We start from the raw sequence: 25,839 nt of genomic DNA on the forward strand, positions 1-25,839 counted from the left end.
CACGCCCCGTGCGCTCTGCGCCGGGGCGTCTCGCGTCTCCAGGGGCAGTCGCCGGTGGGTTCACATCACCGACGACTACCCGAGAGGAGGCAGGGAATGGCTCGATCCGACAAGGTCGCTGCGGTCGACGAGATCGCCAGCCGGTTCCGGGGCGCGTCCGCCTCGGTCGTCACCGAGTACCGCGGCCTCAGCATGACCCAGCTGATCGCCCTGCGGCGCGCTCTGGGCAACGACACCACCTACCGCGTCGCCAAGAACACCCTGGTGAAGCGGGCGGCGGAGGATGCCGGAGTCAGCGGCATCGAGTCGCTGCTCGTCGGCCCGACGGCCATCGCGTTCATCAACGGCGAGCCGTCGGAGGCCGCGAAGGCCATCCGCGACTTCGCCAAGGACAACAAGGCCCTGATCGTCAAGGGCGGCTACATGGACGGTCGCGCCCTGACCGTCGCCGAGGTCGCCTCGCTCGCCGACCTGGAGTCGCGCGAGGTCCTGCTGGCCAAGCTGGCCGGCGCGATGAAGGCCAACCTGTCCAAGGCCGCCGGTCTGTTCGCCGCTCCGGCGTCGCAGGTCGCGCGCCTGGCGCAGGCGCTCGCCGACAAGCGTGCGGAGGAGGGTGGCGAGGCCCCGGCCGCCGCCACCGATGACGCCGCCGCCGACGCCGACACCACCGAGGCCCCGGCCGACGCCGAGAGCTGAGCTCCACCCCCACCTGCTGCACCTGTGCTGCACCCCTGAGAAAGGACCGCCACCATGGCGAAGCTGTCCACCGACGAGCTGCTCGAGGCCTTCAAGGACCTCACCCTCATCGAGCTGTCGGAGTTCGTGAAGAAGTTCGAGGAGACCTTCGACGTCACCGCGGCCGCCCCGGTCGCCGTCGCCGCCGCCGGCGGTGCCGCTGCCGCCGCCCCCGCCGAGGAGGAGAAGGACGAGTTCAACGTCGTCCTCGACGCCGCCGGTGACAAGAAGATCCAGGTCATCAAGGTCGTCCGCGAGCTCGTCTCGGGCCTGGGCCTCAAGGAGGCCAAGGACCTCGTCGAGGCCGCCCCCAAGTCGGTGCTCGAGGGCGTCGACAAGGCTGCCGCCGAGGCCGCCAAGACCAAGCTCGAGGAGGCCGGCGCGAAGGTCAGCCTGAGCTGATCACCGCGTCACCACCGCACGCACGACAGGGGCGGCACCCGGACCGGGTGCCGCCCCTGTCGCGCGTTCGCTACCGCCCGCGCAGCTCGCGCCGCAGCAGCTTGCCCGTCACGGTCTTGGGGATCTCGTCGAGGAACTCGATCGCCCGCGGGTACTTGTATGCCGCCATCCGCTCCTTCGCGAACGCGATGAGTTCCGCTTCCGTCACCGACCTCCCCGGACGCAGGCTGACGAACGCCTTGACGCTCTCGCCGCGGTACTCGTCCGGCACTCCGACGACGGCCGCCTCCCGGACGGCCTCGTGCTCGTAGAGGACGTCCTCGACCTCGCGCGGCCAGACCTTGTAGCCGCCCGCGTTGATCTGGTCCTTCTTGCGGTCGACGATGTAGAACCAGCCGTCGGCGTCCATGTAACCCACGTCGCCGGTGTGCAACGAGCCGCCGGGCAGCGCCTTGGCGGTCTCCTCGGGCTTGTTCCAGTACCCCACGACGACCTGCGGGCCGGTGGTGACCAGCTCGCCGATCTCGCCGACCGGGAGGTCGTCGCCCTGGTCGTCGACGATCTGGACCACGGTGTCGTAGACCGGCACGCCGACGCTCAGCGCGCCGGACGCCTCGTCGACCGGACCCTCCGAGCCGAACGGCGTGCCGTGGCTCGGGGACGTCGTCTCGGTGAGGCCGTAGACGTTGTGGATGTAGTGCCCGAACGTCGATGCGAACGCCTTCACCGTGGACGGCGGGATGGGGGCCCCACCGGACAGGATCTTGGTCAGCGTCGCCAGCGCGTCCTTCTCGGCCGCGGGGGAGTTCATCAGCGCGATGAACACCGTGATCGAGCCGACCGTGAAGGTCGCCTGCTCGTCCCGGATCGTCTCGATCGTGACGGCCGGGTCGAGCCGGTACATGAGCACCAGCGGCGCACCGATCAGCAGCGAGATCGCGATGTGCGCGATCAGGCCGGTGATGTGGAACAGCGGGGCGACGCCGAGCACGACGTCGTCGCTGGTCAGGCCGACCCAGTCGCGGTAGGTCTGCGCGTTGAAGACCACGTTGCGGTGGGTCGTCATCGCACCCTTGGGCGGGCCCGTGGTGCCGGAGGTGTAGGTCAGGAACGCGATGTCGTCCGGACCCAGAACCACCGCGGGCGGGGCCTGTCCGGCGAACCGCTCCAGCGTCTGCGCCATGTCCAGGGTGCCCTCGCACGCGATCCGCTCGACCCCGGTGAAGATCCGGGGGTCGTCGCGGGTCTGGTACTCCAGCTCCGAGGTGGTGATCACCGTGCGGACCGCGGTGCCCGGCACGACCTTCGCCGCGACGTCGCGGTGCAGGCTCTCCAGGCAGACGAGCACGGTCGCGCCGGAGTCGGTGAGCAGTTCGGTGAGCTCCCGCTCCTTGTTCATCGGGTTGATCGACACGGCGATGCCGCCGGCCTTCCAGGCCCCGATCTGCGCGATCAGGAACTGCGGCACGTTCTGCAGGTAGACGGCCACCCGCTCGCCCGCGGTGAACCCGGCGTCGACGATCGCCGCGGCGAACGCGTCGGTGAGGCCGTCGAGCTCGCGCAGGGTGATGCGGCCGTCGAAGTACCGGATGATGTCGCCGTCCGGGTCGCGCTCGACGGCGGCCCGGAACATGTCCAGCGCGCTGTCGAACTCGACCGTGATCGACGAGGGCTGACCGGCCGCGTAGCGGGCCAGCCAGGGCTTCGAACCGTAGATCGTCGACTCGGCGGCGGGCGTCATCGGATCGCGATCGGGTTCACCGGCGCACCCGTCCCGTTGACGACCTTCAATGGCGCGGCGACGTAGAGGAAGCTCCAGCGTCCGTCGGCGGCGCAGGCGTCGGCGAGGTCGTCGAGCCAGGCGATCTCGGTGAGGGTGACGCCCAGGTTGCGCATCAGGGCGCAGTGCAGGGGGAGCGCGACGCCGGTCTCCGGCTCGTAGGTGACCTCGTTGGCGATGGTGTCGGTGACGAGGTTGGGTACCTCACGGTCCTGGAACCACTGCACGAGCTCGCGGGAGTAGGTCAGGCCCGGCTCCTTGAAGCCGTCGTAGAACGCGGCCGGGTCGTTGAGCTCGTACCAGTACTTCATCCAGCCGGTGCGGACGCAGAGGATGTCGTGCGGCTCGATGGTGACGCCCTGGGCCGCCGCGGCCGCCTCGAGGTCGGTGTGGTCGAACGTCTCGCCCTTGTCGAGGTAGTCCTTGCCGCGGTGTCGGGCCATGTCGATGAGGACGCCGCGGCCGACGATCCCCTTCTCGGCGATCGGGAGCACCGAGGCCTTCTGCATCGCGTCGATCGTGGAGCGGGCGTCGTAGCCGTTCCACAGCTTGCCGTCGTACCAGACGTGGCCCAGCGCGTCGTACTGGGTGGAGCCCTGCAGGAAGATGTGCGCGGTGTCGTCGGCGTAGTGCAGGCCGCCGGGGAACGCCGGTGCGCCCTCGCCGTCCCAGGTGCCCTCGTCGAGCTCGTTCTTGCGCTTGATGCCCTCGCGGCCGGGCCACAGCGGGTCGCCGGGGCCGTCGGTGCGGCCCATCTGGATCTGCAGCGTGAAGGTCTCGCCCGACTTCACGTGCCGGATGCCGCGGAGCACCTCGCCGGCGTCGAGGTAGTTCAGAGCCCCGAGCTCGTCGTCCGGACCCCACTTGCCCCAGTTGGACGGGGCGTCGGCGCCCAGTAGATCGCGCATGGCGGGGGCGTCGGACATCGTTGTCTCCTCGTGCGTCGACAGAAGTGTTGACGCCCGTGATGGTCGTGTCGCCTCTCACAGCCTGTCAAGGTGCCGCCGTTCACCGTGCCGCCGGCCGGGTGGACACGGAAAGCGACGGCGAACCGAGGCTCCGTCGGCGGTCGACCCGACGGGGTGAACTTCCCGGGTGAACGGTTGCGGAGTGCAGGAACGGGGCCGTAGAGGCCGGTCGTCCCACGAAACGGACCACTTACCGACGCGTAGCGTCTTGACTCGGTGCGCCTGTCAGGTCACTCTTAGGTCTCGATGGCTTCCTTGGGGACCTGTCTCGACAGCGGCTGCATATGCAGCTAGACTGCCTCTTTGCGCTGCCTCCGTCCAGCTTTGCGCGCGCTTCGAGGAGTCCCACCCCGGTGGTCCACCCCGAACTGCTCGCGAAGGTGGTCGGCGGTCGCGCCCTGACAACAGACGGCGTGACCCGGAACTTCCCGCTCCTACCGGACTGAACGAAACGGTAGCGCGAGGAACCCGGACCACGCCAGATGAAGAGCGCAGTTCCGGAAGGACGCATCTTGGCATCGCCGCACGCCACCAAGACCCCCGCGACCACCTCGGACCACATGGCCCTCCCCGGAGCCCCCACCCGGGTCTCCTTCGCGAAGATCCGCGAGCCGCTCCGGGTCCCCGACCTGCTCGACCTGCAGACGCAGTCGTTCGAGTGGCTGGTCGGCGACGAGGCGTGGTTCCAGCGGCGGATCGATGCCGGGGACGAGAACCCGGTGGGCGGTCTCGAGGAGATCCTCACCGAGATCTCGCCGATCGAGGACTTCTCCGGGTCGATGTCCCTGTCCTTCTCCGACCCTCGCTTCGACGAGGTCAAGGCCTCGGAGGAGGAGTGCAAGGACAAGGACATGACGTACGCGGCTCCGCTGTTCGTCACCGCGGAGTTCACGAACAACACCACGGGTGAGATCAAGAGCCAGACGGTCTTCATGGGGGACTTCCCCGTGATGACGTCGAAGGGCACGTTCATCATCAACGGCACCGAGCGTGTCGTCGTATCGCAGCTCGTCCGCTCGCCGGGCGTCTACTTCGACCACAACATCGACAAGACGACCGAGAAGGACGTCTACTCGGTCAAGGTCATCCCCAGCCGCGGTGCGTGGCTGGAGTTCGACGTCGACAAGCGCGACACGGTCGGCGTCCGCATCGACCGCAAGCGCCGCCAGCCGGTCACCGTGCTGCTCAAGGCACTCGGCTGGGACGCCGAGCAGATCTCGAAGCGCTTCGGCTTCTCCGAGACGATGCTCGCCACCCTGGAGAAGGACCACACGGCCGGCCAGGACGAGGCGCTGCTCGACATCTACCGCAAGCTGCGCCCCGGCGAACCCCCCACCCGCGAGAGCGCGCAGACGCTCCTGGAGAACCTGTTCTTCAAGGACAAGCGCTACGACCTCGCCAAGGTGGGCCGCTACAAGGTCAACAAGAAGCTCGGCCTGTCCACGCCCAACCCGGTCGGCACGCTGACCGAGGAGGACATCGCGACGACCATCGAGTACCTCGTCCGGCTGCACGCGGGCGACACCTCGATGGTGTCCGACGCGGTCGAGGGCGAGGAGGGCTCGGGTGTCGAGATCCCCGTCGAGACCGACGACATCGACCACTTCGGCAACCGTCGCCTGCGCACCGTGGGCGAGCTGATCCAGAACCAGATCCGGGTCGGCCTCTCGCGCATGGAGCGGGTCGTCCGCGAGCGGATGACCACGCAGGACGTCGAGGCGATCACGCCGCAGACCCTGATCAACATCCGGCCCGTCGTGGCCGCGATCAAGGAGTTCTTCGGCACGTCGCAGCTGTCGCAGTTCATGGACCAGACCAACCCCCTCGCGGGTCTGACGCACAAGCGTCGCCTCTCCGCGCTGGGTCCGGGTGGACTGTCGCGTGAGCGCGCCGGCTTCGAGGTGCGCGACGTGCACCCGTCCCACTACGGCCGCATGTGCCCGATCGAGACCCCGGAGGGCCCGAACATCGGCCTGATCGGGTCGCTGGCCAGCTTCGCGCAGGTCAACCCGTTCGGCTTCATCCAGTCGCCGTACCGGAAGGTCACCGACGGCCGCGCGGGCGACCAGATCGACTACCTCACGGCCGACGAGGAAGACCGCTTCATCATCGCGCAGGCCAACGAGCCGCTCGACGAGGACGGCAACTTCGTCGGCGACCGCGTGCTGGTGCGCCGCAAGGGCGGCGACGTCGACTACATCTCGCCGAAGGGCGTCGACTACATCGACGTCTCGCCGCGCCAGATGGTCTCGGTCGCCACCGCGATGATCCCGTTCCTCGAGCACGACGACGCCAACCGCGCCCTGATGGGTGCCAACATGCAGCGCCAGTCGGTGCCGCTGCTCCGTTCCGACTCGCCGCTCGTCGGCACCGGCATGGAGCTGCGCGCCGCGGTCGACGCGGGCGACGTGGTCGTGGCCGAGAAGGCCGGCGTCGTCGAGGAGCTGTGCGCCGACTTCATCACGGTGATGGCCGACGACGGCACCCGCCGCACGTACCGGCTGCACAAGTTCCGCCGGAGCAACCAGGGCACCTGCACCAACCAGAAGCCGATCGTCCTCGAGGGCGCGCGGGTCGAGGTCGGACAGGTACTGGCCGACGGGCCGTGCACCGAGAACGGCGAGATGGCCCTGGGCAAGAACCTGCTCGTGGCGATCATGCCGTGGGAGGGCCACAACTACGAGGACGCGATCATCCTCTCGCAGCGCCTGGTGCAGGACGACGTGCTCACGTCGATCCACATCGAGGAGCACGAGATCGACGCCCGCGACACCAAGCTGGGCGCCGAGGAGATCACCCGGGACATCCCGAACGTCTCCGAGGAGGTCCTCGCCGACCTCGACGAGCGCGGCATCATCCGCATCGGCGCCGAGGTCCAGCCGGGCGACATCCTGGTCGGCAAGGTCACGCCCAAGGGCGAGACCGAGCTGACGCCGGAGGAGCGCCTGCTCCGCGCGATCTTCGGTGAGAAGGCGCGCGAGGTCCGCGACACCTCGCTCAAGGTGCCCCACGGCGAGACCGGCAAGGTCATCGGCATCCGGGTCTTCTCCCGCGACGACGAGGACGAGCTGGCGCCCGGCGTCAACGAGCTGGTCCGCGTCTACGTGGCCCAGAAGCGCAAGATCCAGGACGGCGACAAGCTCGCCGGCCGGCACGGCAACAAGGGCGTCATCGGCAAGATCCTCCCCGCCGAGGACATGCCCTTCCTGCCCGACGGCACGCCGATCGACATCATCCTGAACACGCACGGTGTGCCGCGACGGATGAACATCGGCCAGGTGCTGGAGACCCACCTCGGGTGGATCGCCAAGACCGGCTGGGACATCGACGGCGGCGAGAACGAGAACGGCCTCGACTGGGCCAAGCAGATCCCGGAGAGCCTGCACACCGCTCCCGCCGGCACCAAGACCGCCACCCCGGTGTTCGACGGTGCCAAGGAGCACGAGATCACCGGTCTGCTCGGGTGCACACTGCCCAACCGCGACGGTGAGCGGATGGTCAAGTCCGACGGCAAGGCCGTGCTGATGGACGGTCGTTCCGGGGAGCCCTTCCCGTTCCCGGTCGCGGTCGGCTACATGTACATCCTGAAGCTGCTGCACCTGGTGGACGACAAGATCCACGCCCGCTCCACCGGCCCGTACTCGATGATCACGCAGCAGCCGCTGGGTGGTAAGGCGCAGTTCGGTGGCCAGCGCTTCGGTGAGATGGAGTGCTGGGCGATGCAGGCCTACGGCGCGGCCTACACGCTGCAGGAGCTGCTCACGATCAAGTCCGACGACGTCGCGGGCCGCGTGAAGGTCTACGAGGCGATCGTCAAGGGCGAGAACATTCCGGAGCCCGGCATCCCGGAGTCGTTCAAGGTGCTCCTCAAGGAGCTCCAGTCGCTCTGCCTGAACGTCGAGGTGCTCTCCAGCGACGGCCAGGCGATCGAGATGCGCGACACCGACGACGAGGACCTCGAGCGGGCCGCGGCGAACCTGGGCATCAACCTGTCCAGCCGCCCCGGTTCCGAGTCGATGACCGTCGACGACGTCGTCAACTGACCGCCTGTCCGAGCCAGATATACAGAAGGAACTGAGGCGAATAGTGCTCGACGTCAACTTCTTCGACGAACTGCGCATCGGTCTGGCCACCGCGGAGCACATCCGTGAGTGGTCCCACGGCGAGGTCAAGAAGCCCGAGACGATCAACTACCGCACGCTCAAGCCCGAGAAGGACGGACTCTTCTGCGAGAAGATCTTCGGCCCGACCCGGGACTGGGAGTGCTACTGCGGCAAGTACAAGCGCGTCCGGTTCAAGGGCATCATCTGCGAGCGCTGCGGCGTGGAGGTCACGCGCGCCAAGGTGCGTCGTGAGCGGATGGGCCACATCGAGCTGGCCGCCCCGGTCACGCACATCTGGTACTTCAAGGGTGTGCCGAGCCGGCTGGGCTACCTGCTCGACCTGGCGCCCAAGGATCTCGAGAAGATCATCTACTTCGCGGCCTACGTGATCACGTCGGTCAACAAGGAGCTGCGCCACAACGACCTGTCCACGCTCGAGACCGAGATGAGCGTGGAGCGCAAGCGGGTCGAGAACCGGCGCGACACCGACCTCGAGGATCGGGCCCAGAAGCTCGAGGCCGACCTGGCCGAGCTCGAGGCCGAGGGCGCGAAGGGCGACGTCCGGCGCAAGGTCAAGGACGGTGGCGAGCGCGAGATGCGCCAGCTCCGTGACCGCGCGCAGCGCGAGCTCGACCGGCTCGACGAGATCTGGACCGCGTTCACCAAGCTCGACGTGCAGCAGCTCATCGCCGACGAGTCGATCTACCGGGAGCTCTACGACCGGTACGGCGACTACTTCACCGGCGCCATGGGCGCCGAGGCGATCCAGACGCTGCTGCAGAACTTCGACATCCCGGCCGAGGCCGAGAACCTGCGGGAGACCATCCGCAGCGGCAAGGGGCAGAAGAAGCTCCGCGCCCTCAAGCGCCTCAAGGTCGTCGCGGCGTTCCAGACCACCGGCAACTCGCCGATGGGCATGGTGCTCGACTGCGTCCCGGTCATCCCGCCGGACCTGCGCCCGATGGTGCAGCTCGACGGTGGCCGCTTCGCCACGTCCGACCTCAACGACCTGTACCGCCGGGTCATCAACCGCAACAACCGCCTCAAGCGACTGATCGACCTCGGCGCGCCCGAGATCATCGTCAACAACGAGAAGCGGATGCTACAGGAGGCCGTCGACGCGCTGTTCGACAACGGCCGCCGCGGCCGGCCGGTGACGGGCCCGGGCAACCGGCCGCTCAAGTCGCTGTCCGACCTGCTCAAGGGCAAGCAGGGCCGGTTCCGCCAGAACCTGCTCGGCAAGCGCGTCGACTACTCGGGCCGTTCGGTCATCGTCGTCGGCCCGCAGCTCAAGCTGCACCAGTGCGGTCTGCCCAAGCAGATGGCGCTGGAGCTGTTCAAGCCGTTCGTCATGAAGCGGCTGGTCGACCTCAACCACGCGCAGAACATCAAGTCCGCGAAGCGCATGGTCGAGCGGGGTCGCTCGCAGGTGTGGGACGTGCTCGAAGAGGTCATCTCCGAGCACCCGGTGCTGCTCAACCGCGCACCGACCCTGCACCGCCTGGGCATCCAGGCCTTCGAGCCGCAGCTGGTCGAGGGCAAGGCCATCCAGCTCCACCCGCTGGTCTGCGAGGCGTTCAACGCCGACTTCGACGGTGACCAGATGGCGGTGCACCTGCCGCTGTCGGCCGAGGCGCAGTCCGAGGCGCGCGTCCTGATGCTCTCGTCGAACAACATCCTGTCGCCGGCGTCGGGCCGTCCGCTCGCCATGCCGCGCCTGGACATGGTCACGGGCATCTACCACCTGAGCCGGCTGCGCGAGGGCGCACACGGCGAGGGCGGGATCTACTCCTCGGTCGCCGAGGCGATCATGGCGTACGACCGCAAGGTGCTCCACCTGCAGGCACCGATGAAGATCCGCCTGCACGGGGTCACCCCGCCCGCCACGATCGTCGAGTCCATCGGCTGGTCCGAGGGCGACCCGTGGCTGGCCGACACCACGCTGGGTCGGGTGCTGTTCAACGAGCTGCTCCCGTCCGACTACCCGTACGTCAACGAGATCCTGCCGAAGAAGCGCCAGGCCATGATCGTCAACGATCTGGCCGAGCGGTACTCGATGACCGAGGTCGCGCAGTGCCTCGACCGCCTCAAGGACGCCGGCTTCTACTGGGCCACGCGCTCCGGGGTCACGATGGCCGTCTCCGACGTCATCGTGCCGCCGAACAAGCAGGAGATCCTCGACGGCTACGAGGTCAAGGCCGAGCAGGTCAACAAGCGCTACCTGCGTGGGGCCCTGTCCCACCAGGAGCGCAACGACGAGATGGTCAAGATCTGGACCCAGGCGTCCGAAGAGGTCGCCCGGGCCATGGAGGCCAACTTCCCCGAGGACAACCCGATCCCGACGATCGTCAAGTCGGGCGCGGCGGGCAACATGACCCAGGTCCGGCAGCTCGCCGGTATGCGTGGTCTGGTGGCCAACCCCAAGGGCGAGTACATCCCCCGTCCGATCAAGTCCAACTTCCGCGAGGGCCTGTCGGTCCTGGAGTACTTCATCTCCACGCACGGCACCCGCAAGGGCCTCGCGGACACCGCGCTGCGCACCGCCGACTCGGGTTACCTGACCCGTCGTCTGGTGGACGTGTCGCAGGACGTCATCGTCCGCGAGGTCGACTGCGGCACCGAGCGGGGCGTCTCGATGGCCGTCACGGAGGAGACCTCCGACGGCCGCGTGATCCCGCACCGCTACCTGCGCACCGCCGTCTACGCCCGCACGTCGGGCGAGGACGTCACGGGCGCCGACGGTGCGATCGTGGTCGGCCGGGGCGACGACCTCGGTGACCCGGCGCTCGAGGTGCTGGTCGCGGCCGGCATCAAGACGATCAAGGTGCGCAGCCCGCTCACCTGCATGTCGGCCACCGGCATCTGCGCCATGTGCTACGGCCGCTCGATGGCCACCGGCAAGCTGGTCGACGTCGGCGAGGCGGTCGGCATCGTCGCGGCGCAGTCGATCGGTGAGCCCGGCACCCAGCTGACGATGCGCACGTTCCACACCGGTGGTGTGGCGGGTGACGACATCACCACGGGTCTGCCGCGTGTCCAGGAGCTGTTCGAGGCCCGTGTCCCCAAGGGCAAGGCCCCGATCGCCGACGTCGACGGTCGCATCGCGATCGAGGACGGTGAGCGCTTCTGGAAGATCACCCTCACCCCGGACGACGGTGGCGAGGAGATCATCTACGAGAAGCTGTCGAAGCGGCAGTGGCTCGCGATGACGACGGTCGACGGCCAGGAGCGTCCGCTGGCCGACGGCGACCACGTGCACGTGGGCCAGCTGCTCCTCGAGGGCACGGCCGACCCGCACGAGGTGCTGCGCGTCATGGGTCCGCGTGAGGTGCAGCTGCACCTCGTGCGTGAGGTGCAGAAGGTGTACCGCACGCAGAGCGTGGACATCCACGACAAGCACATCGAGGTGATCATCCGGCAGATGCTGCGCCGGGTCACGATCATCGACTCGGGGTCCACGGAGTTCCTGCCCGGCGCACTCGCCGAGCGGGCCGACTTCGAGACCCAGAACCGGCGCGTCGTGGCCGAGGGCAACGAGCCCGCGTCCGGCCGCCCGGTCCTGATGGGGATCACGAAGGCCTCGCTGGCCACGGAGTCGTGGCTGTCCGCGGCCTCGTTCCAGGAGACCACCCGGATCCTCACCGATGCCGCGATCAACGGAAAGCGCGACAAGCTCGTCGGGCTCAAGGAGAACGTGATCATCGGCAAGCTGATCCCGGCGGGCACGGGCATCGCCCGCTACCGCGACATCCAGGTCCAGCCCACGGAGGAGGCCCGCGCGGCCGCCTACGCGCTGCCGAGCTACGACGACGGCTACTACAGCCCCGACGTGTTCGGCACGGGCACCGGTGCCGCGGTGCCGCTGGACGACTACGACTTCGGCCGCGACTACCGCTAGGTAGCCGCACCCGCCCCTCCGCGACGGTGGAGGGGCGGGTCCGAGGAGGTCCCGGACGGGGCCGGACACCGCTCTCCCGTGGCGGTCTCCGGCCCCGTTCGTCGTTGCGGGGTCCGCAGGGATCCGAGCCTGCGCGCACGTGGCCCCGCCGCGCGCACAGTCGAGCGTGCGTGCGGGGGACGGAGGTGCGCGCGGGCCGCGGCGGTGGGTGAGTCCCACCTACCGCCCGACGCGCACCCTCGTCCTCCCCGCACGTGCTCGGCGGTGCGCGCGGGAGTGCGGGGCGCGCGTCGGGTCAGGGGCGCTCGTACTCCTCCGCGTCGAACCGCGCGGTGCGCCTGCGGTACTCGCGCATCAGGCCCGGCCAGTTGTTGACGATCCGACCGGTCTCGGTGCGGTACCAGCTCTGACAGCCGGTCCAGACGCTTCGGCCCAGGCGGTCCTGCATCTCGGTGTCGAAGCGGCTCTCGACCTCCGGGCGCACCGACAGCGGGCCCGCGCCGCCCGCGATCGCGGCGATGGCCTGCCGCACGTAGGCGATCTGGCTCTCCAGCATGTGCACGATCGACCCGGAGCCGACGTTGGTGTTGGGGCCGTAGAGCAGGAACAGGTTGGGGAAGCCGGGCACCGCGATGCCGAGGTGGGCGCGGGCACCCTCGCGCCAGCGGTCGGACAGCTCGGCGCCGCCGGGGCCGAAGACCTTCATCGGGGCGAGGAAGTCGCTGGTGGCGAACCCGGTGCCGAGGACGATCACGTCGGCGGGGTGCTCGGTGCGGTCGGCGGTCCGGACGCCGGTGGGTGTCACGGCCGCGATCGCGTCGGTGACGACGTCGACGTGCGGGCGGGCCAGTGCCGGGAACCAGTCCGAGGAGATGCCGACGCGCTTGCAGCCGACGGGGTAGTCGGGCTGCAGCTTCGCGCGCAGGGCGGCGTCGGGGACCTGGCGGCGCAGCATCGCGCCGTGGGCCCAGCGGAACGGCGGCGTCAGTAGTGGGAACCGGGTGAAGCCCAGCGCGCCGGTCTCGAAGAACAGCGCCCAGAAGCCGCGGGCGGGGAGCCGCCCGGCCGGGACCAGGCGCTGCAGTGCACGGGCGAGCCGGCCGTAGGGGCGGTCCGGCTTGGGGATGAGCCAGGGCGCCGAGCGCTGGAAGACCGTCAAGGCGGCCACCCGCTCGACGATCGCGGGCACGAACTGGATCGCGCTCGCACCCGTGCCGACCACCGCGACCCGCTTCCCGGTGAGGTCGACGTCGTGGTCCCACTCCGCGGAGTGGAAGACCGGGCCGCCGAACGTCTCGAGTCCGGGGATCCGCGGGGCGGCGGGCCGGGAGAGCTGGCCGCACGCCGGCACCAGGACGTCGGCCTCGATCGAGTCGCCGTCGGAGAGGTCCAGCCGCCACGCGCCACGGCCCTCGTCCCAGTGGGCCTCGGTGACCTCGGTGCCCAGCCGCGGCTCCAGCCGGTGCTCGGCGGCCACGCGCTCCAGGTAGCGGAGGATGTCGGGCTGCGGGGCGAACCGGCGGGTCCACTCCCGCCCGGGGGCGAAGGAGAACGAGTAGAGGTGCGACGGCACGTCGCACGCGGCGCCGGGGTAGGTGTTGGCGCGCCAGACCCCACCGACGCCGTCGGCCTTGTCCAGGATCGTCACCTCCGCGGTGTCGGAGCCGCTCAGGACGGCGCCGAGGCCGATGCCCCCGAACCCGGCCCCGACCACGGCGACCCGTACCCGGGAGCCCGCGCAGTCGCCCCGCACGGCTGCGCCCAGCTCCGCGACGGCGGCGTCGGCCTCGGCGAGCAGGCCCGCGAACACCGGGTACGCGTGCCACAGTCCGGCCGCCCGCGTGTAGGTGACGGGCACACCCGCCGCCCGCGCCCGCTCGACGAGCGCGTCGGCGTCCCCTACGAGGATCTCGTCGGCCCCGGCGACGACGTGCAGCGGCGGGAAGCCCGCGAGGTCGGCGGCCAGCGGCACGAGCTCTGGGGCGTCGGCATCCCGCCGGTACTCCTCGGCGGCCGGGCCGAGGGTGGCCGCGTCGAGCATGGCGTCGCGGGAGGCGTTGGCCGAGACCCAGGGCGAGCGCAGGTCGAGGTCGAGCCACGGCGAGATCAACCCGAGGGAGCCGGGGAGCTCCTCGCCCGCGGCGCGGAGCCGCAGCACCAGGGCCATCGCGAGCCCGCCGCCCGCGGAGTCGCCGAGCACCGCGATGTGTCGTGCCGCATGCCCGGCCGCGCGCAGCGCCCGCCACGCGGCTTCCGCGTCGTCGACGGCGGCGGGGAACGGGTGCTCGGGGGCCAGCCGGTAGGCCGGTACGTGCACCGGCGCGCCGCAGGCCCGGCTCAGGTGGGCGGTCAGCGCGCGGTGGGAGGTGGGGGAGCCCGTCTTGTAGCCGCCGCCGTGGAGGTAGAACACCTGGTGCGGCCCGTCCGCACCCGGCGCCACCACCCGCTCGGTCGACACGCCGCCGAGCGTCGTGGCGGTGCGGCGGGTCCCGAGCGGCACCGGTAGGACGTACCCCGTGGCGTCGAGCAGGCGCCGGCTGACCGGCAGCGGCAGGAGCGGGGAGAGGAGCGGGGCGACGACGCCCCGGGTGAGCAGCCGGACGGCGGCACGCGGAAGGGCCATACCGGACGGTATCCATCCCGGCCCGCCGTCCGGAACGGCTCGCCGGGGCCAGGACGTGCACGAACGGGCCACGGTCGAGGTCACGGTGAGTGCGGGTCCGTCTGCGACGAGCGGGTGTCGGGAGGCGGCGAGCGGGCGAGTCTGCTTGCACCGCGCCACGACGTGCGGCACTCTGGCCGGACCGGCAGACGCTGACCAGGACCCGTTTTGACCCCCTCTCAGCGGGGCGGGTACTCTTGGTGCTTGCGCTCGACCTAGGTCGGGCCGATCTGCGCGCCCGTGGGCCGCTGATCGCAGGCTCCGGCTCGTGATCGCGTCCGCAGTGCGCAGGGCCGATGGCCACCCGGTGAGGTTCCCCGACTTCATTCGCACGGTGTTCCTCGGTGCGACACGCCCGACCTCGGGGGAGGGCGGCCGGTGCTACCGGCCTCCCCGGCACGACATCCAGTTAGAGCACAGCACCACCGACGGGAAGAAGCAGACGGTTCATGCCCACGATCCAGCAGCTGGTCCGTAAGGGCCGTCAGGACAAGGCCACCAAGACGAAGACGGCCGCGCTCAAGGGGAGTCCCCAGCGCCGCGGCGTCTGCACGCGCGTCTACACGACCACCCCGAAGAAGCCGAACTCGGCGCTCCGCAAGGTCGCTCGTGTGCGGCTCACCAGCAACATGGAGATCACGGCCTACATCCCCGGTGAGGGCCACAACCTCCAGGAGCACTCGATCGTCCTCGTCCGCGGTGGCCGCGTGAAGGACCTCCCGGGTGTTCGCTACAAGATCGTCCGTGGCTCGCTGGACACGCAGGGCGTCAAGAACCGCAAGCAGGCTCGCAGCCGTTACGGCGCGAAGAAGGAGAAGAGCTGATGCCTCGCAAGGGCCCTGCTCCGAAGCGACCGCTGGTCTCCGACCCGGTCTACAGCTCGCCGCTGGTCACCCAGCTGGTGAACAAGGTGCTCCAGGACGGCAAGCGCAGTCTCGCCGAGCGGATCGTCTACGCGGCCCTGGAGGGCACGCGCGAGAAGACCGGCGCCGACCCCGTCGTCACGCTCAAGCGCGCGCTCGACAACGTCAAGCCCGCCCTGGAGGTGCGCAGCCGTCGCGTCGGTGGCGCCACCTACCAGGTGCCCGTCGAGGTGCGTGCCGTCCGGCAGACCACGCTGGGCCTGCGCTGGCTGGTGTCCTACGCCGGTGCGCGTCGCGAGAAGACCATGGTCGAGCGGCTCATGAACGAGCTCCTCGACGCGAGCAACGGTCTGGGCGCTGCCGTGAAGCGGCGCGAGGACATGCACAAGATGGCGGAGTCCAACAAGGCCTTCGCCCATTACCGCTGGTGACGGGCCGATCGTCCGCGCCAACCTCTTGAGGGAAGCGAGATAGCTGTGGCACGCGACGTGCTGACGGACCTGGGCAAGGTCCGCAACATCGGCATCATGGCCCACATCGACGCCGGCAAGACCACGACCACCGAGCGGATCCTGTACTACACCGGTCTGAACTACAAGATCGGTGAGGTTCACGACGGTGCGGCCACGATGGACTGGATGGAGGAGGAGCAGAAGCGCGGCATCACGATCACGTCCGCCGCGATCACCTGCTTCTGGAAAGACCACCAGATCAACATCATCGACACCCCCGGGCACGTCGACTTCACCGTCGAGGTGGAGCGGTCCCTGCGGGTGCTCGACGGCGCGGTCGCGGTCTTCGACGGCAAGGAAGGTGTCGAGCCGCAGTCCGAGCAGGTCTGGCGGCAGGCCACCAAGTACGACGTCCCGCGCATCTGCTTCGTCAACAAGATGGACAAGCTCGGCGCCGACTTCTACTTCACCGTGCGGACGATCAAGGAGCGCCTCGGCGCCACGCCGCTGCCGCTGCAGCTGCCGATCGGCTCCGAGAACGATTTCATCGGCGTGGTCGACCTGGTCGAGATGCGCGCGCTCACGTGGCGCGGCGAGGTCAAGATCGGTGACGACTACACCGTCGAGGAGATCCCGGCGGATCTCGCCGAGAAGGCCGCGGAGTACCGCACGGCCCTCATCGAGGCGGTCGCCGAGACCGACGACGAGCTGATGGAGCTCTATCTCGGCGGCGAGGAGCTCTCCGTCGAGCAGATCAAGCTCGGCATCCGCAAGATCGTGACCGACCGGACCGCGTACCCGGTGCTGTGCGGTTCCGCGTACAAGAACAAGGGCGTCCAGCCCATGCTCGACGCGGTCATCGCCTACCTCCCGTCCCCGTTCGACGTGCCGCCCGTCGAGGGCACGCTGCAGGACGGCGAGACCGCCGTGACGCGCAAGCCGGACGTGAACGAGCCGTTCTCGGCCCTCGCGTTCAAGATCGCCGCGCACCCGTTCTTCGGCAAGCTCACCTACATCCGGGTCTACTCCGGCCGGCTCGCTGCGGGCTCCCAGGTCATCAACTCGACCAAGGACCGCAAGGAGCGCATCGGGAAGATGTTCCAGATGCAGGCCAACAAGGAGAACCCGGTCGACGAGGCCCAGGCCGGCCACATCTACGCGGTCATCGGGCTGAAGGACACGACCACGGGGGAGACCCTGTGCGACCCGCAGCACCCCATCGTGCTCGAGTCGATGTCGTTCCCGGACCCGGTGATCCAGGTCGCGGTCGAGCCGAAGACCAAGGCCGACCAGGAGAAGCTGGGCGTCGCGATCCAGAAGCTGGCCGAGGAGGACCCCACCTTCCAGGTCACGCAGGACGAGGAGTCCGGCCAGACCATCCTCGCCGGCATGGGTGAGCTGCACCTCGAGGTGCTGGTGAACCGCATGAAGACCGATTACAAGGTCGAGGCGAACATCGGCAAGCCCCAGGTCGCGTACCGCGAGACCATCCGCCGGGCGGTCGAGAAGTACAGCTACACGCACAAGAAGCAGACCGGCGGCTCGGGCCAGTTCGCCAAGGTGATCATCACCATCGAGCCCCTGGACACCGCCGACGGTGCGCTGTACGAGTTCGACAACAAGGTCACCGGTGGTCGCATCCCGCGGGAGTACATCCCGTCGGTCGACGCCGGCGCGCAGGACGCCATGCAGTACGGCATCCTCGCCGGCTTCCCGCTCGTCGGGGTCAAGCTGACCCTCGTCGACGGTGCGTACCACGAGGTCGACTCGTCCGAGATGGCGTTCAAGGTCGCCGGCTCGATCGCGCTCAAGGAGGCCGCACGTCAGGCCAGCCCGGCGCTGCTCGAGCCGATGATGGCCGTCGAGGTCACCACGCCCGAGGACTACATGGGTGAAGTGATCGGCGACCTCAACTCCCGCCGCGGCCAGATCCAGGCCATGGAGGAGCGGGCGGGTGCCCGCGTCGTCAAGGCGCTGGTCCCGCTGTCCGAGATGTTCGGCTACGTCGGTGACCTCCGGTCGCGGACCCAGGGCCGGGCGAACTACACCATGGTCTTCGACTCCTACGCGGAGGTCCCGACCAACGTGGCCAAGGAGATCATCGCCAAGGCCACGGGCGAGTAAGAGATCGTCCCCGGCGGGCCCTCCCTGGGCCCGCCGGACCCCGTTACACCCACAGACCCCCCGTCAGCACGGCGGATGAAGTCACTCAGTCCAGGAGGATTCCCCAGTGGCGAAGGCGAAGTTCGAGCGGACCAAGCCGCACGTCAACATCGGCACCATCGGTCACATCGACCACGGTAAGACCACGCTGACGGCGGCCATCACCAAGGTTCTGCACGACAAGTTCCCGACGCTCAACGCGGCGTCGGCGTTCGACCAGATCGACAAGGCTCCCGAGGAGCGCCAGCGCGGCATCACGATCTCGATCGCGCACGTCGAGTACCAGACCGAGAAGCGCCACTACGCGCACGTCGACTGCCCCGGGCACGCCGACTACATCAAGAACATGATCACCGGTGCGGCCCAGATGGACGGCGCCATCCTCGTGGTCGCCGCCACCGACGGCCCCATGCCGCAGACGCGCGAGCACGTGCTGCTCGCCCGCCAGGTCGGCGTGCCGTACATCGTCGTCGCGCTGAACAAGGCCGACATGGTGGACGACGAGGAGATCATGGAGCTCGTCGAGCTCGAGGTCCGTGAGCTGCTCTCGGCTCAGGAGTACCCCGGCGACGACCTCCCGATCGTCCGCGTCTCGGCGCTCAAGGCGCTCGAGGGCGACCCCGTGTGGGCCGAGAAGCTCCTCGAGCTCATGGACGCCGTCGACGAGTCGATCCCGGAGCCCGAGCGCGACGTCGACCGTCCGTTCCTGATGCCGGTCGAGGACGTCTTCACGATCTCCGGTCGTGGCACCGTCGTCACCGGTCGCATCGAGCGCGGCATCGTCAAGGTGAACGAGGAGGTGGAGGTCGTCGGCATCCGCGAGAAGTCGTTCAAGACCACCACCACCTCCATCGAGATGTTCAAGAAGTTCCTCGACGAGGGTCGCGCCGGCGACAACGCGGCGCTGCTGCTCCGCGGCATCAAGCGCGAGCAGGTCGAGCGCGGCATGGTCATCGTGAAGCCCGGCACCACCACGCCGCACACCGAGTTCGAGGGCCAGGTCTACATCCTGTCCAAGGACGAGGGCGGCCGGCACACGCCGTTCTTCAACAACTACCGTCCGCAGTTCTACTTCCGGACGACGGACGTCACCGGCGTGGTCACGCTGCCCAGTGGCACCGAGATGGTCATGCCCGGCGACAACACCACCATGGAGGTCAAGCTGATCCAGCCGATCGCCATGGAGGAGGGCCTGCAGTTCGCCATCCGCGAGGGTGGCCGGACCGTCGGCGCCGGCCAGGTCATCAAGATCAACAAGTAGTACCGCACCACCCCCGGTCAAGGGTGCCGCACTTCCGTGTGGCATCCTTGACGGGTTGCGCGTAGGGCGCCGGCATGCGCGGAGTTCGTCTCCGCGCGTGCCGGGCCCGGCGCCAGCCCCCCGAGCACAGCGACCCCCCGGGGCCGCGGGTGATCCCGGGGACCGGATCGCGAAAGACGGCGACACGCCCGACCTCGTGGACCGGAGCCCAGACCGTGCGAACCGACAGCGCCACCGCGCGCTGCGCCGGTCCACGGGCCGGGCCCGACCCGGACCACCCGTTCACGCGGCAGGACAGAGAAGGACGACCGACGACCATGGCGGGACAGAAGATCCGCATCAGGCTGAAGGCCTACGACCACGAGGCCATCGACGCCTCCGCGCGCAAGATCGTCGAGACGGTCACGCGCACGGGAGCTCGGGTCGTCGGGCCGGTGCCACTGCCGACGGAGAAGAACATCTACTGCGTCATCCGCTCGCCGCACAAGTACAAGGACTCGCGCGAGCACTTCGAGATGCGCACCCACAAGCGGCTGATCGACATCCTCGACCCGACGCCCAAGACGGTCGACGCGCTCATGCGCATCGACCTGCCGGCGTCCGTCGACGTGAACATTCAGTAGGGCTGACGGACATCATGAGCGAACGACAGATCACCGGGATCCTGGGCACCAAGCTCGGGATGACCCAGGTCTTCGACGAGAACAACCGGGTGGTCCCGGTCACCGTGGTCCAGGCGGGCCCCAACGTGGTGACCCAGGTCCGCACCACCGAGAAGGACGGCTACGTCGCCGTCCAGCTGGCGTACGGCGCCATCGACCCGCGCAAGGTGAACAAGCCGCGCACCGGCCACTTCGGCAAGGCGGGCACCACGCCGCGTCGCCACCTGGTCGAGCTGCGCACCTCCGACGCCGGCGAGTACTCGCTCGGCCAGGAGATCACCGCGGAGGTGTTCGAGAACGGCGCCGCCGTCGACGTGGTCGGCACCTCCAAGGGCAAGGGCACCGCGGGCGTCATGAAGCGCCACGGCTTCCACGGCCTCGGCGCCAGCCACGGTGTGCAGCGCAAGCACCGCTCGCCCGGCTCCATCGGCGGCTGTGCGACCCCCGGCCGCGTCTTCAAGGGCATCAAGATGGCCGGCCGCATGGGCGTCGCGCGCGTCACCACCCAGAACCTCACGGTGTACCGGGTGGACGCGGAGCGAGGCCTGCTGCTGATCAAGGGCGCCGTCCCCGGACCCCGCGGCGGACTGCTGCTGGTCAAGAGCGCCGCGAAGGGTGGTGTGAAGGCATGACCACGACCGTGAAGGCAGATCTTCCCGCGCACGTCTTCGACGTCACCGCGAACGTGCCCCTGATGCACCAGGTGGTGGTGGCCCAGCTGGCCGCCGCCCGCCAGGGCACGCACGACACGAAGACGCGTGGCGAGGTTCGCGGTGGCGGCAAGAAGCCGTACCGCCAGAAGGGCACCGGCCGCGCGCGCCAGGGTTCGACCCGCGCGCCGCAGTTCGCCGGCGGTGGCGTCGTCCACGGCCCGACCCCGCGCGACTACACGCAGAAGACGCCCAAGAAGATGAAGGCCGCCGCCCTGCGCGGTGCCCTCTCCGACCGGGCCCGCGCCGGCCGCGTCATCGTGGTCGACTCGCTGGTCACCAGCGAGGCGCCCTCGACCAAGGCCGCCCGCAAGACGATCGAGTCGCTGGTGAGCGACGCCGGGCACCGCGTGCTCGCCGTCGTCGGCCGCGAGGACGTCGTCAGCCAGCTCAGCCTGCGCAACCTGCCGGACGTGCACCTGATCGCGCCCGACCAGCTGAACACCTACGACGTGCTCGTCAACGACGTCGTGCTGTTCACCGAGGAATCGCTCGAGTCGTTCCTCGCCGGCCCCATCGCGGTGCCGACGCGGAAGTCCGCCGCTGCGGCAGCGGACGCGCCGCAGGGTCTGGTCAAGAAGCCCGCCGCTCCCGCGGCCGATGCCCCCCACGGCGCGCAGAGCCACGCCCCGCTCGCCGACGGTGGACAGCCCGAGGGTTTCCCCGTCAAGGGCAACGCGGACTCGATGCTCTACCACGTGCCGGGTAGCTCGTTCTACGCCCGCACCGTGGCCGAGGTCTGGTTCACCACCGCCGACGCGGCCGAGGCGGCCGGGTTCCAGCTGCCGCCGTCGCAGCGCAAGGAGGAGGACAAGTGATCCCCGATCCGCGCGACATTCTGCTCGCGCCGGTGGTGTCGGAGAAGAGCTACGGGCTGCTCGAGGAGCGCCAGTACACCTTCCTCGTGAAGCCGGACGCGAACAAGACCGAGATCAAGATCGCGGTCGAGAAGGTGTTCGGCGTCAAGGTGCTCTCCGTGAACACCCTGAACCGCAACGGGAAGCGCAAGCGCTCCCGCACCGGCTTCGGCAAGCGTCGCGACACCAAGCGCGCGATCGTGACGCTCTCCGAGGAGAGCCGCACCATCGACGTGTTCGGTGGAAGGGCAGGGGCCTGAGTCATGGGTATCCGCAAGTACAAGCCGACGACCCCCGGTCGCCGTGGCTCCAGCGTCTCGGACTTCGCCGAGATCACGCGGTCCACGCCCGAGAAGTCGCTGATCCGTCCGCTGCACTCCAAGGGCGGCCGCAACGCGCACGGGCGCATCACCACCCGGCACCAGGGCGGTGGCCACAAGCGCGCGTACCGGCTGATCGACTTCCGCCGGAACGACAAGGACGGCGTGCCGGCCCGGGTCGCCGAGATCGAGTACGACCCGAACCGCACCTCGCGGATCGCGCTCCTGCACTACGCCGACGGCGAGAAGCGCTACATCATCGCGCCGGAGAAGCTGAAGCAGGGCGACCGCGTCGAGGCCGGCCCCCGTGCCGACATCAAGGTCGGCAACAACCTGCCGCTGCGCAACATCCCCACCGGCACCGTGATCCACGCCATCGAGCTCCGCCCCGGTGGCGGCGCGAAGATGGCGCGGTCGGCCGGTGTGAAGGTGCAGCTGGTCGCCAAGGACGGCCCGTACGCGCAGCTCCGGCTGCCCTCGGGCGAGATCCGCAACGTCGACGTCCGCTGCCGCGCCACGATCGGCGAGGTCGGCAACGGTGACCACTCCAACATCAACTGGGGCAAGGCGGGCCGCATGCGGTGGAAGGGCAAGCGCCCGACCGTCCGCGGTGTCGCCATGAACCCGGTCGACCACCCGCACGGTGGTGGTGAGGGCAAGACCTCCGGTGGTCGCCACCCGGTCAACCCCGCGGGCAAGCCCGAGGGGCGCACCCGCCGCACCAAGCCGTCGGACAAGTTGATCGTCCGCCGCCGTCGCACCGGCAAGAACAAGCGCTGAGCAGGGAGGTAAAAGATGCCACGCAGCCTGAAGAAGGGCCCGTTCGTGGATGACCACCTGCTCAAGAAGGTGGACGTCCTCAACGAGTCGGGCAAGAAGACCGTCATCCGTACCTGGTCCCGACGGTCGACCATCATCCCCGACATGATCGGGCACACGATCGCGGTGCACGACGGCCGCAAGCATGTGCCGGTGTTCGTGTCGGACTCGATGGTCGGCCACAAGCTGGGGGAGTTCGCGCCCACGCGCACCTTCCGGGGCCACATCAAGGACGACCGCAAGTCGCGCAGGCGCTGAGACGGAGCAGGAGGAAGTGACCATGGCTGAAACAGCTGAGAGCACGACCGCTGCGCCCGTCCGGGCGCGCGCGATCGCGCGGCACGTACACATGTCGCCGACCAAGGTCCGGCGCGTCATCGCGCTGATCAAGGGCCGGCCGGTCCAGGACGCCCTCGACATCCTGCGGTTCTCGCCGCAGGCTGCCTGTGAGCCCCTGTACAAGGTGGTCGCCAGCGCGGCGGCCAACGCCCAGAACAACCTCGACCTGGACCCCGACACCCTCGTGGTGGCGGTGGCCATGGCCGACGAGGGCCCGACGCTCAAGCGCATCCGTCCGCGGGCCCAGGGCCGCGCGTACCGGATCCGCAAGCGCACGAGCCACATCACCGTCGAGGTCGAGTCGCAGCCCGCCAAGAACGGGCGCGGCGCTCGTGGTGCGAAGGGGAGGACCCGCTAATGGGTCAGAAGATCAACCCGCACGGCTTCCGCCTCGGTATCACCACCGACTGGAAGTCCCGCTGGTACGCAGACAAGCAGTACGCCGAGTACGTGGGTGAGGACGTCGCCATCCGCAAGATGCTCTCCAAGGGCATGGAGCGGGCCGGCATCTCCAAGGTCGAGATCGAGCGCACCCGGGACCGGGTCCGCGTCGACATCTTCACCGCGCGTCCCGGCATCGTCATCGGCCGCCGCGGCGCCGAGGCCGACCGCATCCGCGGCAACCTCGAGAAGCTGACCAAGAAGCAGGTCCAGCTCAACATCCTCGAGGTCAAGAACTCCGAGTCGGACGCACAGCTCGTCGCGCAGGGCGTGGCCGAGCAGCTGTCCAACCGCGTGGCGTTCCGTCGCGCGATGCGCAAGGCCATCCAGTCGGCCATGCGCTCCCCGCAGGTCAAGGGGATCCGGGTGCAGTGCTCGGGTCGACTCGGCGGCGCGGAGATGTCGCGCTCGGAGTTCTACCGCGAGGGTCGCGTCCCGCTGCACACGCTGCGCGCCGACATCGACTACGGCCTGTTCGAGGCCCGTACCACGTTCGGTCGCATCGGCGTCAAGGTGTGGATCTACAAGGGTGACGTCGTCGGTGGCCGTCGCGAGGGTGCTCCGGCTGCGGCCGCGGCTCCCGGTGGCGACCGCGGCCCGCGTCGCGAGCGTCCGGCCCGCCGTCGTTCGGGTGCCTCGGGCACCACGGGCTCCGGCACCGAGGCCGGCCGCGCCGCTGCCGAGTCGTCGGCCGGTGGCACCGCCACCGCGACCGTCGAGGCTCCGGCGACCGACGCCCCGTCGACCGGTGGGGAGGCCTGACCATGCTGATCCCCCGCAGGGTCAAGCACCGCAAGCAGCACCGCCCGCACCGCACCGGTGCGGCCTCGGGCGGCACCCGCGTCACCTTCGGTGAGTACGGCATCCAGGCTCTCGAGCCCGCCTACGTCACCAACCGGCAGATCGAGTCCGCTCGTATCGCCATCAACCGGCACATCAAGCGTGGCGGCAAGGTCTGGATCAACATCTTCCCGGACCGCCCGCTGACGAAGAAGCCGGCGGAGACCCGCATGGGTTCCGGTAAGGGCTCCCCCGAGAAGTGGGTGTCCAACGTGAAGCCGGGCCGGGTCCTGTTCGAGATGAGCTACCCCAACGAGCAGCTCGCTCGCGAGGCCCTGCGCCGAGCGATCCACAAGCTGCCCATGAAGTGCCGGATCGTGACCCGTGAGGGTGGTGACATCTGATGGCCGCGTCGACGACGACCGCAGCCGAGCTGCGTGAGCTCACCGACGAGGAGCTCGTGCTCCGCGTGCGTGAGGCCAAGGAGGAGCTGTTCAACCTCCGCTTCCAGATGGCCACCGGGCAGCTGGACAACAACCGGCGGCTGCGTACCGTCCGGCACGACATCGCGCGGATCTACACGATCATGCGCGAGCGCGAGCTGGGCCTCTCTGCCGCCCCGGACGAGAATGAGGGCGCGGCATGAGCGACACAGCGAAGACGCCGCCCACCGAGGTGGAGCGGAACGAGCGCAAGGTCCGTGAGGGCCTCGTGGTCTCCGACAAGATGGCGAAGACGATCGTCGTCGTCGTCGAGGACCGCGTGAAGCACCGGATGTACGGCAAGGTCATCCGCCGGACGACGAAGATCAAGGCGCACGACGAGGCCAACACGGCCGGCGTCGGCGACCGCGTCCGGCTGATGGAGACCCGCCCGCTGTCGGCCACCAAGCGCTGGCGCCTGGTGGAGATCCTGGAGAAGGCGAAGTGATCCAGCAGGAGTCGCGGCTGCGCGTCGCCGACAACACCGGTGCCAAGGAGATCCTGTGCATCCGGGTGCTGGGCGGTTCGGCCCGGCGCTACGCGGGGATCGGCGACACCATCGTCGCCACGGTGAAGGACGCCATCCCCGGAGCGGGGGTGAAGCGCGGTGACGTCGTCAAGGCGGTCATCGTGCGCACCGTCAAGGAGCGTCGCCGCCCGGATGGTTCCTACATCCGTTTCGACGAGAACGCCGCCGTGCTGATCAAGCCCGACGGCGAGCCGCGGGGGACCCGCATCTTCGGACCGGTCGGTCGCGAACTCCGCGACAAGAAGTTCATGAAGATCATCTCCCTCGCGCCGGAGGTGCTGTAACCATGAAGATCAAGAAGGGCGACACCGTCGTGGTGATCGCCGGCAAGGACAAGGGAGCGAAGGGGAAGGTCATCCAGGCCTACCCCGAGCGCGACCGCATCCTGGTCGAGGGCGTGAACCGGATCAAGAAGCACACCCGGGTCAGCCAGAACCAGCGCGGCGCCCAGTCCGGCGGCATCGTCACGCAGGAGGCCGCGATCCACGTCTCGAACGTGATGATCGTCGACTCCGAGGGCAAGCCGACTCGTGTCGGTCGCCAGGTCACCCGCGACGAGGACGGCAAGCGGTCCAGCGTTCGGGTCTCCCGGAGCACCGGGAAGGAGATCTGA

Annotated in this window: 24 protein-coding genes; 21 read left to right on the plus strand and 3 right to left on the minus strand. The window is 69.2% G+C overall.

The window, feature by feature from the left end; all coding sequences use genetic code 11:
* Window positions 1-96 precede the first annotated feature (96 nt).
* Entirely contained in the window at window positions 97-696 is a 600-nt protein-coding gene (gene rplJ / locus I4I81_RS28130) for a 50S ribosomal protein L10 (protein ID WP_218604748.1), read from the plus strand.
* Window positions 697-750: 54 nt separating this feature from the next.
* Entirely contained in the window at window positions 751-1,137 is a 387-nt protein-coding gene (gene rplL / locus I4I81_RS28135) for a 50S ribosomal protein L7/L12 (protein ID WP_218604749.1), read from the plus strand.
* Window positions 1,138-1,207: 70 nt separating this feature from the next.
* Here the strand turns inward: rplL and I4I81_RS28140 are convergent, their stop codons facing one another.
* Both I4I81_RS28140 and I4I81_RS28145 read right to left on the minus strand, forming a co-directional pair.
* A complete protein-coding gene (locus I4I81_RS28140) occupies window positions 1,208-2,878 on the minus strand; it encodes an AMP-binding protein (RefSeq protein ID WP_218604750.1) in 1,671 nt (556 codons plus the stop codon).
* Window positions 2,875-3,843 carry a cyclase family protein gene (locus tag I4I81_RS28145; RefSeq protein ID WP_218604751.1) on the minus strand — a complete coding sequence of 323 codons (969 nt, stop codon included), beginning with the start codon at window positions 3,841-3,843 and terminating at the stop codon, window positions 2,875-2,877. Before I4I81_RS28145 ends, I4I81_RS28140 begins: the two co-directional genes overlap by 4 nt.
* 554 nt (window positions 3,844-4,397) lie before the next feature.
* Between I4I81_RS28145 and rpoB the strand changes: the two genes are divergently transcribed.
* Both rpoB and I4I81_RS28155 read left to right on the plus strand, forming a co-directional pair.
* On the plus strand, window positions 4,398-7,928 hold the full coding sequence (rpoB, locus tag I4I81_RS28150) for a DNA-directed RNA polymerase subunit beta (RefSeq protein ID WP_372478327.1): 3,531 nt from the start codon (window positions 4,398-4,400) through the stop codon (window positions 7,926-7,928).
* A 43-nt stretch (window positions 7,929-7,971) separates the two neighbouring features.
* Window positions 7,972-11,886: a DNA-directed RNA polymerase subunit beta' gene (locus I4I81_RS28155; RefSeq protein WP_218616449.1), complete on the plus strand. Its 3,915-nt coding sequence runs from the start codon at window positions 7,972-7,974 to the stop codon at window positions 11,884-11,886.
* Window positions 11,887-12,181: 295 nt separating this feature from the next.
* Here the strand turns inward: I4I81_RS28155 and I4I81_RS28160 are convergent, their stop codons facing one another.
* Entirely contained in the window at window positions 12,182-14,509 is a 2,328-nt protein-coding gene (locus tag I4I81_RS28160; protein ID WP_275957355.1) for an alpha/beta hydrolase fold domain-containing protein, read from the minus strand.
* Window positions 14,510-14,997: 488 nt separating this feature from the next.
* Between I4I81_RS28160 and rpsL the strand changes: the two genes are divergently transcribed.
* The 17 genes from rpsL to rplX all read left to right on the plus strand — a co-directional run bounded on the left by rpsL (window position 14,998) and on the right by rplX (window position 25,839).
* Complete coding sequence (gene rpsL / locus I4I81_RS28170; RefSeq protein WP_185721377.1) at window positions 14,998-15,372, plus strand: 30S ribosomal protein S12; 375 nt, start codon at window positions 14,998-15,000, stop codon at window positions 15,370-15,372.
* Entirely contained in the window at window positions 15,372-15,842 is a 471-nt protein-coding gene (rpsG, locus tag I4I81_RS28175; RefSeq protein WP_141278852.1) for a 30S ribosomal protein S7, read from the plus strand. The genes rpsL and rpsG overlap by 1 nt, the downstream gene beginning before the upstream one ends.
* 45 nt (window positions 15,843-15,887) lie before the next feature.
* Window positions 15,888-17,987: an elongation factor G gene (fusA, locus tag I4I81_RS28180; RefSeq protein ID WP_218600992.1), complete on the plus strand. Its 2,100-nt coding sequence runs from the start codon at window positions 15,888-15,890 to the stop codon at window positions 17,985-17,987.
* Window positions 17,988-18,093: 106 nt separating this feature from the next.
* Window positions 18,094-19,287 (plus strand): elongation factor Tu, encoded by a 1,194-nt coding sequence (gene tuf / locus I4I81_RS28185; protein ID WP_185721380.1) that lies wholly within the window; start codon window positions 18,094-18,096, stop codon window positions 19,285-19,287.
* A 317-nt stretch (window positions 19,288-19,604) separates the two neighbouring features.
* Window positions 19,605-19,910: a 30S ribosomal protein S10 gene (rpsJ, locus tag I4I81_RS28190; protein WP_040804197.1), complete on the plus strand. Its 306-nt coding sequence runs from the start codon at window positions 19,605-19,607 to the stop codon at window positions 19,908-19,910.
* A 14-nt stretch (window positions 19,911-19,924) separates the two neighbouring features.
* Window positions 19,925-20,581 (plus strand): 50S ribosomal protein L3, encoded by a 657-nt coding sequence (rplC, locus tag I4I81_RS28195; protein ID WP_218600993.1) that lies wholly within the window; start codon window positions 19,925-19,927, stop codon window positions 20,579-20,581.
* Window positions 20,578-21,477: a 50S ribosomal protein L4, sunset domain variant gene (rplD, locus tag I4I81_RS28200; RefSeq protein WP_218600994.1), complete on the plus strand. Its 900-nt coding sequence runs from the start codon at window positions 20,578-20,580 to the stop codon at window positions 21,475-21,477. Before rplC ends, rplD begins: the two co-directional genes overlap by 4 nt.
* Window positions 21,474-21,776 (plus strand): 50S ribosomal protein L23, encoded by a 303-nt coding sequence (gene rplW, locus I4I81_RS28205; RefSeq protein ID WP_185721383.1) that lies wholly within the window; start codon window positions 21,474-21,476, stop codon window positions 21,774-21,776. Before rplD ends, rplW begins: the two co-directional genes overlap by 4 nt.
* Window positions 21,777-21,779: 3 nt before the next feature.
* The gene (gene rplB / locus I4I81_RS28210) at window positions 21,780-22,616 is read left to right on the plus strand and encodes a 50S ribosomal protein L2 (protein ID WP_218600995.1); all 837 of its coding nucleotides are present in this window, start codon (window positions 21,780-21,782) and stop codon (window positions 22,614-22,616) included.
* A gap of 15 nt (window positions 22,617-22,631) precedes the next feature.
* Window positions 22,632-22,913, plus strand: a complete 282-nt coding sequence (gene rpsS / locus I4I81_RS28215) for a 30S ribosomal protein S19 (RefSeq protein WP_141278859.1) — start codon at window positions 22,632-22,634, stop codon at window positions 22,911-22,913.
* Between the two features lie 22 nt (window positions 22,914-22,935).
* Window positions 22,936-23,352 (plus strand): 50S ribosomal protein L22, encoded by a 417-nt coding sequence (rplV, locus tag I4I81_RS28220; protein ID WP_141278860.1) that lies wholly within the window; start codon window positions 22,936-22,938, stop codon window positions 23,350-23,352.
* Window positions 23,352-24,197 carry a 30S ribosomal protein S3 gene (rpsC, locus tag I4I81_RS28225; RefSeq protein ID WP_218600996.1) on the plus strand — a complete coding sequence of 282 codons (846 nt, stop codon included), beginning with the start codon at window positions 23,352-23,354 and terminating at the stop codon, window positions 24,195-24,197. Before rplV ends, rpsC begins: the two co-directional genes overlap by 1 nt.
* A gap of 2 nt (window positions 24,198-24,199) precedes the next feature.
* Complete coding sequence (gene rplP / locus I4I81_RS28230; RefSeq protein WP_141278862.1) at window positions 24,200-24,619, plus strand: 50S ribosomal protein L16; 420 nt, start codon at window positions 24,200-24,202, stop codon at window positions 24,617-24,619.
* Window positions 24,619-24,861, plus strand: coding sequence for a 50S ribosomal protein L29 (gene rpmC, locus I4I81_RS28235; RefSeq protein ID WP_141278863.1), 243 nt, complete (start codon window positions 24,619-24,621; stop codon window positions 24,859-24,861). The genes rplP and rpmC overlap by 1 nt, the downstream gene beginning before the upstream one ends.
* Window positions 24,858-25,145 carry a 30S ribosomal protein S17 gene (gene rpsQ / locus I4I81_RS28240; RefSeq protein ID WP_185721387.1) on the plus strand — a complete coding sequence of 96 codons (288 nt, stop codon included), beginning with the start codon at window positions 24,858-24,860 and terminating at the stop codon, window positions 25,143-25,145. Before rpmC ends, rpsQ begins: the two co-directional genes overlap by 4 nt.
* Window positions 25,142-25,510, plus strand: coding sequence for a 50S ribosomal protein L14 (rplN, locus tag I4I81_RS28245; protein WP_172157780.1), 369 nt, complete (start codon window positions 25,142-25,144; stop codon window positions 25,508-25,510). Before rpsQ ends, rplN begins: the two co-directional genes overlap by 4 nt.
* A gap of 2 nt (window positions 25,511-25,512) precedes the next feature.
* Window positions 25,513-25,839 carry a 50S ribosomal protein L24 gene (rplX, locus tag I4I81_RS28250; RefSeq protein ID WP_218600997.1) on the plus strand — a complete coding sequence of 109 codons (327 nt, stop codon included), beginning with the start codon at window positions 25,513-25,515 and terminating at the stop codon, window positions 25,837-25,839.

Origin of the sequence: Pseudonocardia abyssalis, from assembly GCF_019263705.2 — a bacterium.
Classification (GTDB): Bacteria; Actinomycetota; Actinomycetes; order Mycobacteriales; family Pseudonocardiaceae; genus Pseudonocardia; species Pseudonocardia abyssalis.

Coding starts and splice junctions, on each gene's coding strand:
- rplX (WP_218600997.1), top strand. CDS start 25,513: ATGAAGATCAAGAAGGGCGACACCGTCGTGGTGATCGCCGGCAAGGAC.
- I4I81_RS28140 (WP_218604750.1), bottom strand. CDS start 2,878: ATGACGCCCGCCGCCGAGTCGACGATCTACGGTTCGAAGCCCTGGCTG.
- rpsJ (WP_040804197.1), top strand. CDS start 19,605: ATGGCGGGACAGAAGATCCGCATCAGGCTGAAGGCCTACGACCACGAG.
- rpsS (WP_141278859.1), top strand. CDS start 22,632: ATGCCACGCAGCCTGAAGAAGGGCCCGTTCGTGGATGACCACCTGCTC.
- rplL (WP_218604749.1), top strand. CDS start 751: ATGGCGAAGCTGTCCACCGACGAGCTGCTCGAGGCCTTCAAGGACCTC.
- rplJ (WP_218604748.1), top strand. CDS start 97: ATGGCTCGATCCGACAAGGTCGCTGCGGTCGACGAGATCGCCAGCCGG.
- I4I81_RS28160 (WP_275957355.1), bottom strand. CDS start 14,509: ATGGCCCTTCCGCGTGCCGCCGTCCGGCTGCTCACCCGGGGCGTCGTC.
- I4I81_RS28145 (WP_218604751.1), bottom strand. CDS start 3,843: ATGTCCGACGCCCCCGCCATGCGCGATCTACTGGGCGCCGACGCCCCG.
- rplB (WP_218600995.1), top strand. CDS start 21,780: ATGGGTATCCGCAAGTACAAGCCGACGACCCCCGGTCGCCGTGGCTCC.
- rplV (WP_141278860.1), top strand. CDS start 22,936: ATGGCTGAAACAGCTGAGAGCACGACCGCTGCGCCCGTCCGGGCGCGC.
- rpsQ (WP_185721387.1), top strand. CDS start 24,858: ATGAGCGACACAGCGAAGACGCCGCCCACCGAGGTGGAGCGGAACGAG.
- rpsG (WP_141278852.1), top strand. CDS start 15,372: ATGCCTCGCAAGGGCCCTGCTCCGAAGCGACCGCTGGTCTCCGACCCG.
- rpmC (WP_141278863.1), top strand. CDS start 24,619: ATGGCCGCGTCGACGACGACCGCAGCCGAGCTGCGTGAGCTCACCGAC.
- rplC (WP_218600993.1), top strand. CDS start 19,925: ATGAGCGAACGACAGATCACCGGGATCCTGGGCACCAAGCTCGGGATG.
- rplP (WP_141278862.1), top strand. CDS start 24,200: ATGCTGATCCCCCGCAGGGTCAAGCACCGCAAGCAGCACCGCCCGCAC.
- rplD (WP_218600994.1), top strand. CDS start 20,578: ATGACCACGACCGTGAAGGCAGATCTTCCCGCGCACGTCTTCGACGTC.
- rpsL (WP_185721377.1), top strand. CDS start 14,998: ATGCCCACGATCCAGCAGCTGGTCCGTAAGGGCCGTCAGGACAAGGCC.
- rpsC (WP_218600996.1), top strand. CDS start 23,352: ATGGGTCAGAAGATCAACCCGCACGGCTTCCGCCTCGGTATCACCACC.